Source organism: Agrobacterium vitis, from assembly GCF_013426735.1.
Taxonomy (GTDB): Bacteria; Pseudomonadota; Alphaproteobacteria; order Rhizobiales; family Rhizobiaceae; genus Allorhizobium; species Allorhizobium vitis_D.
The window spans coordinates 3,729,843-3,744,076 of the sequence record NZ_AP023272.1 but is presented as its reverse complement, the minus strand read 5'-3'; the positions used below and the strand labels follow the sequence as shown (position 1 = coordinate 3,744,076).

Genomic DNA, 14,234 nt, shown 5'->3' with positions numbered 1-14,234 from the left:
TGTCGTTCATGCCTGAGCGATTTTGAGGGCGGCCTGCGCGGACAAGGCCTCGGCGGCCTGTTCGATGCGCTTGAGGCCTTCTCGGGCCTGTTCAGCAGTCAGCGTCAGAGGCGGAAGCAGGCGGATGACGTTATCGCCTGCCGGAACGCCCAGAATATGCTCGTGGCGCATCGCATGCAGCAGGTCCGAGGATGGCACTGCGGCCTTGATGCCGAGCATCAGGCCTTCGCCGCGCACGTCTTCGATCACGCCTGGAAAACGGTCTTTCAGACCAGCCAGACCCTGCCGGAAGATCAGCGCCACATCCCGGACATTTTGCAGGAAGTCATCGGCGAGAACCAGATCGAGAACGGCATTGCCGACCGCCATGGCCAGCGGGTTGCCGCCATAGGTCGTGCCGTGCACGCCAGCCGTCATGCCGGACGCAGCCTCTTCTGTGGCAAGGCAGGCACCGAACGGGAAGCCGCCGCCAATACCCTTGGCCACCGCCATGATATCGGGTGTGAGGCCAGCCCATTCATGGGCAAAGAACTTGCCCGTCCGGCCAACGCCCGACTGTACTTCGTCGAGAATGAGTAGCAGGCCCTTCTCGTCGCAGATTGCCCGCAATTCGCGCAGGAACTCGCTCCCCACGACGCGAATACCGCCTTCGCCCTGGATAGGCTCGATCAGCAACGCAGCCGTGCTGTCGGTGATCGCCGCCTTCAAGGCGTCGAGATCGCCGAACGGCACCTGGTCGAAGCCGGGCGCCTTGGGGCCGAAACCTTCAAGATATTTTTCCTGGCCGCCAGCCGCAATGGTGGCGATGGTGCGGCCATGAAAGGCACCCTCGAAAGTGATGATATGGAATTTCTCCGGATGGCCCTTGCTATAATGATAGCGGCGAGCCGTCTTGATGGCGCATTCGAGCGCTTCGGCACCCGAATTGGTGAAGAACACCTTGTCGGCAAATGTTGCCTCGACCAGCCTTGCGGCCAGGCGTTCCTGGCCGGGAACTTCATAGAGGTTCGAAAGGTGCCAGACTTTCTCCGCCTGGCTTTTTAAGGCGTCCACGAGATGCGGATGCGAATGACCGCAGGACGTCACGGCGACGCCGCCAGCAAAGTCGAGATATTGCTCACCTGTTTCAGTGTAAAGCCACGGGCCCTCGCCTCGCTCGAAACGCAGCGGCGCACGTGAGAACGTGTTGAACAGCGGCGTTGATGTCTGAGCCATGACGGAAAATCCTTTCGAGCGGCTTTTTGAAGTCTCAATGAGTTTATAGGCCAACCACCGAAAAACCGGTGGAAAAAATCAAAAATGCCGCCTTTCGGCGGCATTTGCACTATTCCGGCTTCCGCCAGCGTTGTCAACAAAACATCGGGGCAAAGGCATCGCTCCGACATGTCCTTGCGAGCGCTGTTGAACAAACAGCATCGATAAAAAATCGGTGGATAGCAAGTTGGGGAAAAGCCTGAAATTCGATTCACGATGATTCGGCGACTCTTGTCACGGAGTCAGGCTCACACTAGGTTAATAACGAATTACTACACTGCATGCGGCGGAAAAGTCACCAACAACACGAGGAAAGTTGGGTTCCGGAACCTTCCGGGACATGGATGATGGATTCCGCGTCAAGCGCGTGCACCAGGCGGAGATTGCGGCATGAACTGGACGGACGAGCGAGTTGAAAGACTCACGAAATTATGGGCCGAAGGCCTGAGCGCAAGTCAGATTGCGACGCAGCTTGGCGGCGTCAGCCGGAATGCCGTGATTGGCAAGGTGCATCGGTTGTGCCTTCCCGGACGCGCCAAGGCAGGCGGTCCTGCGGCGACACCAGCGCGCACACCCAAGCGGCCAGCACCGTCCACGCCCCGCGCCCCGAACTTTGCCGCACGCACGCCTTCGAGCGCGCCACGTCCCGCCGCGCGCACTGCTGCGGCGACCGCGCTGAACGACGATCTCGACATGGATGTCGCCGAGAACATGGCTGCCTTGCCGGTTCTCAACACCACCATTCTGCCAGCCTCGCGCCGTCTGTCGCTGACGGATCTCACCGAGCGGACCTGCAAATGGCCGGTTGGCGACCCGATGACCGATGAGTTTCACTTCTGCGGCTGCGACAGCCAGGACAATTCGCCCTATTGCAAATATCATGCGAAGCTCGCCTACCAGCCAGTAAACGAGCGGCGCCGGGCTGCTGCGAACGCGCGCTGATCTCTGCCCGTGATCTCCGATCGCATGTCATAAAAAAAGCGAGCCGCACGGCTCGCTTTTTTCGTTCCACTGGGTTTTCGGTCCATAAAAACCGAGCAGCGATCTTATGCTTCCATCGAATAGCCGGCGCCGCGCACCGTGCGGATCACGTCCTGCATATTGGAAAAGTTAAGCGCCTTGCGCAGCCGTCCGACATGGACATCGACCGTGCGCTCGTCCACATAAATGTCATGGCCCCAGACGCCATCCAGCAATTGAGAGCGCGAAAACACCCGGCCGGGTGAGGTCATCAGGAACTCCAGCAGCCGGAATTCGGTCGGCCCGAGGCGCACTTCGCGGCTCTTGCGATGGACACGGTGGGTTTCGCGATCAAGCTCGATATCGCCGCAACGCAGCAGGCTGGACAGAACTTCCGGCTTGGCGCGGCGCAGCATCGCCTTGACCCGGGCCATCAGTTCGGGGGTCGAGAACGGTTTGACGACATAATCGTCGGCACCGGTGGCAAGTCCGCGCACCCGTTCGCTCTCTTCGCCACGCGCGGTCAGCATGATGATCGGCAGGCGCTCGGTATCGGGCCGCATCCGCAGGCGACGACATAGCTCAATGCCGGAGACACCCGGCAACATCCAATCGAGGATCAGCAGATCCGGCACCCGTTCCTGGAGGCGAAGCTCGGCTTCGTCTCCCCGCAGAATGGTTTCGACCTCATAGCCTTCCGATTCCAGATTATAACGCAAAAGGACGCTCAGGGCTTCTTCGTCTTCAACGACGGCAATTTTCGGCAGCATTCGATCCCATACCTTCAATGAGAGAGTCTTCCCGCAAGCCTTTTCTTGTCCGCTCTGGCGAAAAAGAACACGGCAATACGAGAATTTCGATGTTTACAGCATGTTTGCGCTTCATGATGGCGCTCAACTGTGACTGGAAGGCTGGCCTGTCGCCACAGGTCGAACCTTCGGGTGAAGCCCCCACCCCATTCAGCGTCAGGCGCTCAGGCGTCCGATGCCAATCTCCGTCATGCTTTCATATCAGCAGCCATTGAACATGGCTCCTGGTATGATTTTTCTCTGATATCTCAAGGACTTGATGCCTTGAGATATCAACACGTCATGCAATGCGGGGATGGGTCAACATCCTCGCATTGTCATCTCAATCGGCGACCCCGAAAGCGGTCGTCGTGTCGTCCTTCGGGCGCTCACCCTCGGGCTGTGCGCCAGTGGCCATGTAATAGATGGTCTCGGCGATATTGGTGGCATGGTCGCCGATGCGCTCGATATTCTTGGCGCAGAACAGAAGGTGCGTGCAGGTGGTGATGTTGCGCGGATCTTCCATCATATAGGTCAGCAATTCGCGAAACAGCGAGGTGTAGATCGCATCAATCTCCTCATCGCGGTCGCGGATCGACTTGGCCTTTTCCGCCGAGCGGGTGGTGTAGACATCCAGCACTTCCTTGAGCTGGGTCATCGCCAGTTCCGAAAGATGCTCGATGCCGCGGGCCAGCTTGCGCGGCACGCCGGTGCCTTGCACGGCCATGACCCGCTTGGCATTGTTCTTACCGAGATCGCCGACGCGCTCCAGATCCGAGGCAATCCTGAGCGCACCGATGATTTCGCGCAGATCGGCGGCCATGGGCTGACGTTTTGCGATGGTGACGATCGCTTTGTCACCCACTTCGCGCTCGGCATTGTCCATGATCACGTCGTCGGAGATCACCTTCTGGGCGAGGGCGGCATCGGAATTGACCAGCGCGCGAACGGATTCACCCACCATCTGCTCGGCCAGACCGCCCATTTCCGAAATGCGGCGCATTAGATATTTCAGTTCCTCGTCAAAGGCGGTGTAGATATGCGCTGTCATGTTCTGATCCTTTAAAAAGATGCATTTTCAATCAACCGTCGGATCAGCCGAACCGGCCCATGATATAGTCCTGGGTCCGCTGGTCGTCCGGGTTGGTGAACATCTTGTCGGTATCGTTTTCCTCGACCAACTGGCCGAGATGGAACATTGCCGTGCGCTGGGACACGCGAGCGGCCTGCTGCATCGAATGCGTGACGATGACGATGGTGAAATTGGCCCGCAATTCGTGGATCAGTTCTTCTACCTTGGCCGTCGCAATCGGGTCCAGGGCCGAGCAGGGCTCGTCCATCAGGATGACTTCGGGGCTGACGGCAATGGCGCGGGCAATGCACAGACGCTGCTGCTGTCCGCCGGACAGGCCCGTTCCCGGCTCCTGTAGGCGATCCTTTGCTTCGTTCCAAAGACCGGCGCGCTGAAGGCTCTTTTCAACGATCTGGTCCATGTCTGCCTTGTTGCGGGCGAGACCATGGATGCGCGGGCCGTAAGCAATGTTTTCGTAGATCGACTTGGGGAACGGGTTCGGCTTCTGGAACACCATGCCGACGCGGGCGCGAAGCTCGACAACGTCGATGGACGGATCGTAGATATCCATGCCGTCGAGGGTGATCAGACCCGTCACCCGGCAATGATCGATGGTGTCGTTCATGCGGTTCAGCGTCCGCAAGAAGGTAGACTTGCCGCAACCCGAAGGACCGATCAGCGCCGTGACGGTATTTTCGCGGACATTCAGGTTTACGTCGAACAGGGCGCGCTTTTCGCCGTAGTAAACGGACACGTCCTTGCCGACCATCTTGGTGTTCACTTCGGTCATCTTCTGATCCAAGGCCTTTTCAACTGCTGCTTCAGACATCATGTTCATGTTCTTAACCCTCCGGCCTGTCTTTTCGCAATCGCTTGACGAAGGCGGCGATGAAGTTTCCTGGACGTCATCGTCCAGGACCGTAGTTCAACTTTCCTCTACCAGCGCCGCTCAAACCGCCGGCGCAGCAGGATGGCACCGACATTCATGATCAGCAGGAAGATCAACAGAATGATGATGGCGCCGGACGTCCGCTCCACAAAAGCGCGCTCGGCTTCATTGGCCCACATATAGATCTGCACCGGCAGCGCCGTGGACGGATCAAGCGGTGTGCCGGGATAATCCGCCACGAAAGCCACCATGCCAATCAATAGCAGCGGCGCGGTCTCACCTAGTGCATGGGCAAGGCCGATAATCGTGCCAGTCAACACGCCGGGCATGGCGAGCGGCAGGACGTGATGGAACACGGTCTGCATCTTGGATGCGCCAAGACCGAGCGCCGCAGCGCGGATCGACGGAGGAACGGCCTTCAAGGCTGCGCGCGTGGCGATGATGATCGTCGGTAGCGTCATCAGGGTCAGCACCAGTCCGCCGACCAGCGAGGCCGAGCGCGGCAGACCGGCAAAGTTGATGAACACCGCCAGACCCAGCAGACCAAAGACGATAGAGGGAACGGCTGCGAGATTGTTGATGTTGACCTCGATCAGGTCGGTCCAACGGTTCTTTGGCGCAAATTCCTCAAGATAGATCGAGGTTGCCACGCCGATCGGCAGAGCCAGGATCAACACGGTCAGCATCATATAGGCAGTGCCGATCAAGGCCACGCCAACGCCTGCCGCTTCCGGGCGGCTCGATGCACCATTGACGAAAATACCGGTATTGAAGGACTTGGCCAGCGCGCCGCTTTCAGCCAGCGCATTCATCCAGCCGATCTGCTGGTCAGAAATTTTCCGGCTGCTCTCATCGACAGTCAGGTCGAATTGCCCCTTGAAGGCCGTATCGATTGTGGCACTGGCCAGGACCGAGACCGGAACCGTCTTGCCGATGATCGATGGATCGGCAACAACCATGTTGCGCAATTGGACGCGGACATTGTCGGAGACCATCTCGGTCAATTGCTTCATTGCCGGACGATTGGATGTATCGATCTTCAGTTTTGCCGCCAGCGCATTGCGCACCAGAACCGGATAATTGGCAGCAACTAACACGTCGGGGTTGGTGGCGCGCTGGTTGCTCGGATCGATCAGCTTTTCGCTGAATTCAACCGGCACGGTGATCGTCGTCTGCCAGAAGGCTGTATAACCTTTGGAAACCACCGACGCGAGCAGCAGGAACAAGAACAGCAAGCCAAAGCTGATGGCGATGATGCCATAGGCCCGGAAACGGCGCTCGGCGGCATAGCGGCGCTTGATGCCGATGTCGCGGCGAGGACGCGATACGGTGGCAAGGGCGCCAGTGCCGTGGCCTGCCGCAGCGGGGGAGAGGGTCTCGCTCATTCGTACTGCTCCCGGTATTTGCGCACGATGTAAAGCGCATAGATATTAAGGCAAAGCGTGATGGCAAACAGGGTGATACCCAGGGCGAAGGCCACCAGCGTTTGCGGCGAGGTGAATTCAAGGTCGCCGGTCAGCTGGTTGACGATCTTGACGGTGACCGTTGTCATCGGCTCGAAAGGATTAAGCTGGATGCGCGCCGCAACGCCTGCGGCCAGCACCACGATCATGGTTTCGCCGATAGCGCGCGATGCCGTCATCAGCAGCGCGCCGACAATACCCGGAAGTGCTGCCGGCAGGATCACCCGCTTGACCGTTTCTGACCGCGTGGCGCCAAGGCCAAGCGAACCATCCCGGAGCGAGCGCGGCACAGCGGTGATGATGTCGTCCGACAGGGAGGAGACATAGGGGATCAGCATGATCCCCATCACAAAGCCTGCCGTCAGCACGCTCTGTGCCTGGATGAAGCTGACAAAATCGCCGGTGGCGATGCCGTTGATCTTGGCGGAGATATCCCGCAGGAACGGACCGACCGAGGTCAGCGCGAAGAAGCCGTAGACGATGGTCGGAATACCGGCCAGCACTTCCAGCAGTGGCTTGGTGATCGAGCGCAGCCGTGGCGATGCATATTCGGCCATGTAGATGGCAGCAAACAGACCAACGGGCACGGCAAACAACATGGCGACCACGCCGATATAGAGCGTGCCGAGCAGAAGCGGGATCAATCCGAACTGGCCGCCGGTATCGGTGGCGCCAGCAGCGGCAAACCGGGGGTCCCAGACTGTCCCGAAGAAGAACCGCCAGGCTGGAACCTCCCGGAAGAAGTGGGTGGCTTCCGTCAACATCGACATGATGATGCCGACTGTCGTCAAAATGGCGATGGAAGAGCAGATGACCAAGGCCGCCTGAATGGCTTGCTCCACCCGGTTGCGGGCGCGAAAGCGTGGCGCGATCAACCGAAGCCCGAACAGGGCGCCTGCGAGCGAGGTGGCGATTACCACGATGGTCAACGCCAGATCGTTGATGGCGCGCATGCCGTTCAAGGCCTCCGCCGCCACGATCATGTAGGGCTCAGGCTCGCCGGCCAGCGGTACGCCTTGTTCGGCCAGCATTGTGCGGGCAGTCGTGGCATCTGCGCTTTTCAACTTGGCCAATTGGTCGTCGTCAAGGCTTTTCAGGCCACGAGCGATCGCACCGATGGTGCCGTAATTGAGGTTCTGGGTGGCTCCTGCCTGTGCCTTGACCGCATCGGGCATCGCATCGCGCACACGCGTTTCGATCAGCGATGGCGCAATCGCCATCCAGAGGCCCAGCACCAGGAAGGCGGGTACAACTGCCAGAATAGAAACAAAACTGCCATGATAGCCATAGCGGGAATGCAGGGCAGACGCGCGGCCTTGTGCGAGCGACTGTGCCCGTGACGAGCCCAGCAGGTAGCCGATGATCCCGATAGCAATGACGATAAAAATTAGGATTGACGTACTCATTCTACCATCCCCGGCCTCTCCATGCCCTGCCGCAAAAGGCTGGGCCGCATGTTACGTCATCAATAAACATCAACTGCAACATCATGATGAGGCTGGCGCGGACAGTGTCCGCGCCAGCCTCAAGGTTTTACTTGCCAGCGGTGAACTTGGCGCGGAACTCTTCGCGCTCCTTGTCGGGAGCAGGAACCAGGCCGTAATTGGCCAGCGGGCCGTCAGGGCCGATCATCTGCTCGGACAGGAAGAAATCGACATATTCCTTCATGCCAGGGATAACGCCGAGATGGGCCTTCTTGACGTAGAAGAACAGCGGACGCGAAACCGGGTATTTGCCAGTGGCAACGGTTTCAACCGAAGGCTTGACGCCGGAAACGGTGGCAACCTTCAGTTTGTCGGCATTGTTTTCATAGAAGGACAGGCCAAATACGCCAATGGCAGTCTTGTTGGCGGCGATGCGGGCCAGCGTTTCGCTGTAATCGCCATCAATATCGACAGCCTTGCCATCCTTACGCACGGCGATGCACTTCTTAGGCGCATCCTTTTCGCCGATGGCGGCCTTGATCACATCAAGAGCACCGGCGTCCTTGCAGCCCTGCTGGAGAACGTTGACTTCGAACACTTCGCGCGTGCCGTGCTTTTCGCCCGGAATAAACGCCATGATATCGGTGTCCGGCAGGTCCTTGTTGACTTCCGACCACTTCTTGTAGGGGTTGGCAACAAGCTTGCCGTCAACCACGACTTCAGCAGCCAGACCCTTGTAAAGGTCGGTCGGCACCAGGGCGAGGTCCTTGTTGGAGCTATCGACGGCGAAAACGATGCCGTCATAGCCGAACTTGACTTCCTGGATGTCGGTCACGCCAGCAGCCTTACAGGCTTCGGCTTCAGACTTGTTGATCGGGCGCGAGGCATTGGCGATATCGATGGTTTCCGGACCAACGCCCTTGCAGAATTCCTTCAGGCCAGCGCCTGTGCCGCCGGATTCAACGACCGGGGTTTTGAACTTGGTAAAGGTCTCGCCAAAGGTTTCAGCAACGATCTTGGCATAGGGAAGAACGGTGGAGGAACCAGCGATCTGGACCTGATCACGCGCAGCGGCGGCGCCAGCAAAGGCGACTGAGGCGACCAGAGCCGCTACGGACAGTTTCAGCATATTCATTTATCTCTCCCGAGAATGAGCTTTCGTGTGGGATGCAAGCGTCTGTCGCTTACAATCGCCGTGCTCCGGCGGCTTGTTCTTAAGCCCCGACAGGCTTTGCTTTTATGTCAGTTAGGTGAAACATTTGTGACAGTTCAACCTATTGATACATATAGGAAAAAATTATGGAGATCGAGAAGAGACATGAGATCTGTCAAAAACGGACGGTAAAATCTGTCCCCTGGCCAAGTTCCGAGCGGATGATCAGCCGCGCGCGGTGGCGGGTCAGGATATGCTTGACAATGGCAAGCCCCAGTCCGGTTCCTTTCTTGGAGCGGCTATCGGCCACACTGACACGGTAAAAGCGTTCGGTCAGACGCGGCACATCCTCGGCGGGCACGCCCGGTCCCTTGTCCACCACGCTGACTTCCACGCCGCTTGTTTTCTGGCGTAGAAAGACGTCCACCTGCTTGCCTTCCTGGCCATATTTACAGGCATTTTCGATCAGGTTTTCGAAAACCTGGATCAGTTCGTCGCGGTCGCCCGTAACCTCGATGCTCTCCTGTGGCAGATGCAGGCGCAGATCCACATCCAGCTCCGCGGCGAGTGGGGTCAGGCTGTCCCGCACATGGCTTAGAACGGGCTGTAGCGCCACTTTCTGGTCGGGCGCCAGATGGGCTTTCAACTCCAGCCGCGACAGGGACAGCAGATCGTCCACCAGCCGGCTCATCCGGTTGGCCTGATCCAGCATGATGCCCAGAAAGCGCTCCTGCGCTTTCAGGTCGTTGCGGGCGGGGCCGAGCAGGGTCTCGATGAAACCGCGCAAGGAGGCAAGCGGCGTGCGCAGTTCGTGGCTGGCATTGGCGACGAAATCCGAACGCATTCTGTCGATCCGGCGCAGTTCCGAAATATCGCGAAACGTCATGACGAAAAGGGCCGAATCCCGCTTCAGTTGCGGTAGGGACAGAGGCGCGACCCGCACCGCGAAGACCCGCTCGGAGGGCAGCACCTCGGAATGTTCGATCTGGTTGGGCAAGCCATTGCCGACAGTCTCGCGCACCATGTCGAGAATGCCGGGCGACCGCCAGCGGGCAGAAATATGCATGCCGGTTTCCAGCTTACCAAACGCCTTTTCGGCAGCGCCGTTCTGGAAGACCACGCCTCCATCCGAGCCAAAGACCACGCAGGGCAGGTCGATGGCCGCGATCGTCGCCTGCACAAGCCCCTCGACTTCCTCGCCGTGCGGCAAGACAGGCGAGGCCGCCACAGGGAAATGCACCGGCGGATCTTTGTCTTCTGCGCCCTTATAGAGCAGGATGACCATCAGCGAAAAGAGCAGCAAGACGACGCCGAACTCGCTATCGGCACCGGCCAACACCGACGAGCCGGAGACCAGGATCGCCAGGAGGATAAAATCCCAGCGGTCGCGCAATCGCTCGCCAAAGCGCCGCCAGGATGGAAATAACTGCTTCAATGAAAACCTCCGGCGGCGGTATGGGTGGGCTGGAGAGATACCCTATTCCTGTTGCATGACAGGTTTTTACCGCCTACGCACGAATGAATGTCAACGCACGGACGGGAACGAAGCGTCGCACTCCCACGTTTCAAACAGGTTGTTGAAGATTTTGACAGTTTCATGGTCAATATACTCAAATCAGACAGTGCGGCGACAGGGAGAATGGAATGGGTGATGAGCAGCAGTCAGGCAGTCGTGGCGTAACTTTGCGGATCAGGGGTGAATTGCGCGCCTTTGATATCGACGATCCGGTTCTGCCGGACTGGGTTGAAAAGGAAGCGCTGAGCTCTGGCGGTCATCCCTATGACAAGAAGTTGAAAAGAGAGGTCTATGAGGAGGAGTTGAAAAAACTCCAGATCGAACTGGTCAAGGTGCAGTATTGGCTGCAATCGACCCGCAAACGGGTGATGGCTCTGTTCGAGGGGCGGGATGCGGCTGGCAAAGGCGGCACGATCCACTCCATTCTCGAATATATGAATCCTCGATCGGTCCACAACGTCGCCTTGACCAAGCCATCAGAAACGGAACTCGGTCAATGGTATTTTCAGCGCTATATCACCCATTTTCCGGGCGGCGGCGACATGTCGTTGTTCGACCGTTCATGGTACAATCGAGCAGTTGTGGAGCCGGTCATGGGTTTTTGCACGCCCGATCAATACGAGCATTTCCTGGAACAGGCGCCACGGTTTGAAAAGCTGATCGAGCAAGAGGGCATTTATTTCTTCAAATTCTGGCTCGATATCGGCCAGGAAATGCAGATCAAGCGATTTCATGACCGCCGTCACGATCCGCTGAAGGTCTGGAAACTATCGCCCATGGACATTGCCGCCCTGGATAAATGGGGCGATTATACCGAGAAACGCGACCGGATGCTGAAGGAAACCCATACCAAGCACGCCCCGTGGATTGTAGTCAAGGCCAATGACAAGCGCCGGGCTCACCTCAATGTCATAAGGCATATGCTGCTTTCCCTTGACTATGAAGGGCGCGACATAAAGGCGATCGGCGAGATTGATAAAAAGATCGTCGCAGAGGCGCCGGATATTCTCTGACGGCGGAAGTTGTCCGCAGGGTGTTTTTCAAGCGGACATTCAGCAGCTTTGGCGTGCGGCAGTATCTTTTCGGGTTTCGGTCGAGATAACGATACTGCCACCGCCATCACTTGCCGGGAAGAACGCGCACAGCATAAAGATTGATGCCATTGCCCTGACCGCTGATATCGGCGTTGATCAGAAGCTGCCCAGGCGCGTTGGGAGCGATGCCGTTCGGCAGGGTCACTCGAAACAACAGGTCGGCCTTTTCCGGATTGGCTGTGAAACGGTGACGGGCGCAGTCGCCCAGACGATCAAACGCGCAACTCAGCGAGAACTGAACCGGTTTTTCACCAAAGGACTGCACAGTCAGGGCAATGGTCGAGGTCCCTCCAGCCATTTGCCGCAACAGGTCAGGCGCTATTTCGATGGCGGCCGTCCCATCCATGTCGGTGCTGCGTGAAACGATGTGGACAGCCTGGCCATCGCTGGCGCCGACGACTTCCGCCGTGGCATTTGGCCTTGCCTTGATTTTCGAGGCGTCGCCGGGCTGGAAGGCCTCTATCCAATCATTGGAAAAACCGCGTTGCGGATCGATTGTCTTTGGCTCGTTTGCCGCTTCGCCGCTGGATTTATCGGTGGGCTGGTCGCCATTGAAGTCTTCCGACGACACAGTCGGCGTCGGTGAGGGCGCGCCCGTCTGCCGCTGGTCAGGAGACAGCAACAGGCCGGTGGAATAGACCCACCAAGCCGCAATGCCGATGGAAGACAGGAGGGTGACGGAAATTAGCAAGCGCGACAGGACGCCCCGGCGACGGCGTGGCTTTGCCACCGGCTCCGCCCGCATGCCACGGACAGGCTCCTCGTCATACTCGTCTTCCGCGCTCTCTGGCTCTACATTCTTTGGCCGGGCCGAAAACGAAGCAAAACTTGACATGCCTGCCGGATCCGCCCGGTCATGCCGTTCGGCCCGTACATCATCAAGGTCGAGGCTTGGTTCGGCAGGCCGCCCGTGATCCCGATCGACACCGAAGGACAGCGAGGCTGAATCGTCGCCCGGAGCGTTCGCATCGGCTGAAACCGATGGCGCGGGACCTCTTGGCGGCGTTGATGTCGAGAGAGATGGCGACATGGGCGGCGGAGCCGGAGCGCGTGACACAGGCTCAACGGCGGCTTCGGCTTTCAGCCGTGCCCGCTCCTGCTGCTCGATCGCATGAATGGTCGCTTCCAGCCGATGGCGCTGCTCGGCCACGGTCTCCGGATCATTGACATTCTGCTTCTTGAGGCCTGCTTCCAGAGCCTGTCGCGCAGACTGGTAAATTCTGGCCCGAACTTCAGCCCGCGATCGCTCCGACCGGTCGAGGGCGCTTCTGATGGCCGTTTCCAATCCGCTCACGCGAGACCTTTCCACATTCATGGCCCGCGACGAAATGTATCGGGCATTCTTCTTCCCTTGAATCGGTAATCGGAGACTAGGCAAACCGCAAGCCCGCAGCCCATCCCCCGACAGATCGATAGTGGAAAAACATCATTATAAAGCCTGGCGAGCGGCTTACGATGGTTCTGGATCACGTTCGGTCTCGCCCGGTGGACCAGATGCACACCGCCTTATTCTCAGTGTAGCGGCAATGGGCTCTGCTCTTTTCAACTGCCAGCAGGTCTGCTAACCTTTTGACGTTTACGCGAACGTCAATTTTTTGAGGCCCCCAATGGCTCTTCCAGATATCCTGTCCCGTCACCTCAAGCTTCCGGTGATCGCATCTCCCCTGTTCATCATTTCGCATCCGCGCTTGACGGTGGCGCAGTGCAAGGCGGGTGTGGTTGGCGCCTTCCCGGCGTTGAACGCCCGTCCAGAAGCGCAACTGGACGAGTGGCTGGATGAGATTACCCAGGAGCTTGCCGCCCATGACCGCGCCCATCCCGAGCGTCCGGCTGCGCCTTTCGCCGTCAACCAGATCGTCCACGGCTCCAACAAACGGCTGGAGCACGACCTGGGCATGTGCGTCAAATACAAGGTACCGATCGTCATCTCTTCGCTGGGCGCCGTGCCGGAGGTGAATGCCGCGATCCATTCTTACGGCGGTATCGTGCTGCATGACGTGATCAACAATCGCCATGCCCATTCGGCGATCCGCAAGGGCGCCGACGGCCTGATCGCGGTTGCCGCTGGGGCTGGTGGTCATGCGGGAACGCTGTCACCCTTCGCGCTCCTACAGGAAATCCGCGAATGGTTCGATGGGCCGCTGCTGCTTGCCGGTTCGATCTCGACCGGCGGCGCCATTCTTGCCGCTCAAGCAGCCGGTGCCGACATGGCCTATATCGGTTCGCCCTTCATTGCCACGCAAGAGGCGCGGGCGCCGGATGCCTACAAGCAGGCTCTTGTTGAGGCCAGCGCCACCGATATCGTCTACTCTAACTATTTTACCGGCATTCACGGCAATTACCTGCGCTCATCCATTGTTGCCTCGGGCCTCGACCCTGACAAATTGCCGGAAGCCGATCCCAGCAAGATGGATTTCGGCAGCGCCGTCACCGGCGCCAAAGCGTGGAAGGACATCTGGGGCTGCGGCCAAGGCATCGGTGCCATCAAGGCCGTGGAACCCGTTGCCGCGCTGGTCGATCGATTGGACACGGAATATCGCGCCGCCCGGGACAGGATCTGCGGAAAAGTGTAACGGATACCAAAAGGCATCTTGAAATCTGCAATGTTTGCCTGTATCCAC

Annotated in this window: 12 protein-coding genes; 3 read left to right on the top strand and 9 right to left on the bottom strand. The window is 58.6% G+C overall.

Annotated features, from left to right (window positions below; translation table 11 throughout):
* Positions 1-6 precede the first annotated feature (6 nt).
* Positions 7-1,215 carry an aspartate aminotransferase family protein gene (locus tag H1Y61_RS17435; RefSeq protein ID WP_180573340.1) on the bottom strand — a complete coding sequence of 403 codons (1,209 nt, stop codon included), beginning with the start codon at positions 1,213-1,215 and terminating at the stop codon, positions 7-9.
* A gap of 429 nt (positions 1,216-1,644) precedes the next feature.
* On the opposite strand from H1Y61_RS17435, the gene H1Y61_RS17430 reads away from it, so the two are divergent.
* Positions 1,645-2,196, top strand: a complete 552-nt coding sequence (locus H1Y61_RS17430) for a GcrA family cell cycle regulator (protein WP_180573339.1) — start codon at positions 1,645-1,647, stop codon at positions 2,194-2,196.
* Positions 2,197-2,300: 104 nt separating this feature from the next.
* Here the strand turns inward: H1Y61_RS17430 and phoB are convergent, their stop codons facing one another.
* The 7 genes from phoB to phoR all read right to left on the bottom strand — a co-directional run bounded on the left by phoB (position 2,301) and on the right by phoR (position 10,396).
* A complete protein-coding gene (phoB, locus tag H1Y61_RS17425) occupies positions 2,301-2,984 on the bottom strand; it encodes a phosphate regulon transcriptional regulator PhoB (RefSeq protein ID WP_015914768.1) in 684 nt (227 codons plus the stop codon).
* Positions 2,985-3,345: 361 nt separating this feature from the next.
* Positions 3,346-4,053 carry a phosphate signaling complex protein PhoU gene (gene phoU / locus H1Y61_RS17420; RefSeq protein ID WP_015914769.1) on the bottom strand — a complete coding sequence of 236 codons (708 nt, stop codon included), beginning with the start codon at positions 4,051-4,053 and terminating at the stop codon, positions 3,346-3,348.
* A 43-nt stretch (positions 4,054-4,096) separates the two neighbouring features.
* On the bottom strand, positions 4,097-4,912 hold the full coding sequence (pstB, locus tag H1Y61_RS17415; protein ID WP_180573338.1) for a phosphate ABC transporter ATP-binding protein PstB: 816 nt from the start codon (positions 4,910-4,912) through the stop codon (positions 4,097-4,099).
* 98 nt (positions 4,913-5,010) lie between these two features.
* Positions 5,011-6,348 (bottom strand): phosphate ABC transporter permease PstA, encoded by a 1,338-nt coding sequence (gene pstA, locus H1Y61_RS17410; protein ID WP_180573337.1) that lies wholly within the window; start codon positions 6,346-6,348, stop codon positions 5,011-5,013.
* Positions 6,345-7,832 carry a phosphate ABC transporter permease subunit PstC gene (gene pstC / locus H1Y61_RS17405; protein ID WP_015914772.1) on the bottom strand — a complete coding sequence of 496 codons (1,488 nt, stop codon included), beginning with the start codon at positions 7,830-7,832 and terminating at the stop codon, positions 6,345-6,347. Before pstC ends, pstA begins: the two co-directional genes overlap by 4 nt.
* A gap of 127 nt (positions 7,833-7,959) precedes the next feature.
* Positions 7,960-8,985, bottom strand: coding sequence for a substrate-binding domain-containing protein (locus tag H1Y61_RS17400; protein WP_174109777.1), 1,026 nt, complete (start codon positions 8,983-8,985; stop codon positions 7,960-7,962).
* A gap of 193 nt (positions 8,986-9,178) precedes the next feature.
* Positions 9,179-10,396: a phosphate regulon sensor histidine kinase PhoR gene (phoR, locus tag H1Y61_RS17395; RefSeq protein ID WP_180574549.1), complete on the bottom strand. Its 1,218-nt coding sequence runs from the start codon at positions 10,394-10,396 to the stop codon at positions 9,179-9,181.
* Between the two features lie 251 nt (positions 10,397-10,647).
* Here phoR and ppk2 point away from each other — a divergent pair, with 251 nt between their 5' ends.
* Positions 10,648-11,532, top strand: coding sequence for a polyphosphate kinase 2 (ppk2, locus tag H1Y61_RS17390; protein ID WP_180573336.1), 885 nt, complete (start codon positions 10,648-10,650; stop codon positions 11,530-11,532).
* Between the two features lie 106 nt (positions 11,533-11,638).
* Here the strand turns inward: ppk2 and H1Y61_RS17385 are convergent, their stop codons facing one another.
* Positions 11,639-12,907 (bottom strand): hypothetical protein, encoded by a 1,269-nt coding sequence (locus tag H1Y61_RS17385; protein WP_180573335.1) that lies wholly within the window; start codon positions 12,905-12,907, stop codon positions 11,639-11,641.
* 313 nt (positions 12,908-13,220) lie between these two features.
* Between H1Y61_RS17385 and H1Y61_RS17380 the strand changes: the two genes are divergently transcribed.
* Complete coding sequence (locus H1Y61_RS17380; RefSeq protein ID WP_180573334.1) at positions 13,221-14,186, top strand: NAD(P)H-dependent flavin oxidoreductase; 966 nt, start codon at positions 13,221-13,223, stop codon at positions 14,184-14,186.
* The last annotated feature ends 48 nt before the right edge of the window (positions 14,187-14,234 follow it).

Coding starts and splice junctions, on each gene's coding strand:
- pstA (WP_180573337.1), bottom strand. CDS start 6,348: ATGAGCGAGACCCTCTCCCCCGCTGCGGCAGGCCACGGCACTGGCGCC.
- H1Y61_RS17380 (WP_180573334.1), top strand. CDS start 13,221: ATGGCTCTTCCAGATATCCTGTCCCGTCACCTCAAGCTTCCGGTGATC.
- pstB (WP_180573338.1), bottom strand. CDS start 4,912: ATGAACATGATGTCTGAAGCAGCAGTTGAAAAGGCCTTGGATCAGAAG.
- H1Y61_RS17435 (WP_180573340.1), bottom strand. CDS start 1,215: ATGGCTCAGACATCAACGCCGCTGTTCAACACGTTCTCACGTGCGCCG.
- H1Y61_RS17400 (WP_174109777.1), bottom strand. CDS start 8,985: ATGAATATGCTGAAACTGTCCGTAGCGGCTCTGGTCGCCTCAGTCGCC.
- ppk2 (WP_180573336.1), top strand. CDS start 10,648: ATGGGTGATGAGCAGCAGTCAGGCAGTCGTGGCGTAACTTTGCGGATC.
- H1Y61_RS17430 (WP_180573339.1), top strand. CDS start 1,645: ATGAACTGGACGGACGAGCGAGTTGAAAGACTCACGAAATTATGGGCC.
- phoU (WP_015914769.1), bottom strand. CDS start 4,053: ATGACAGCGCATATCTACACCGCCTTTGACGAGGAACTGAAATATCTA.
- phoB (WP_015914768.1), bottom strand. CDS start 2,984: ATGCTGCCGAAAATTGCCGTCGTTGAAGACGAAGAAGCCCTGAGCGTC.
- pstC (WP_015914772.1), bottom strand. CDS start 7,832: ATGAGTACGTCAATCCTAATTTTTATCGTCATTGCTATCGGGATCATC.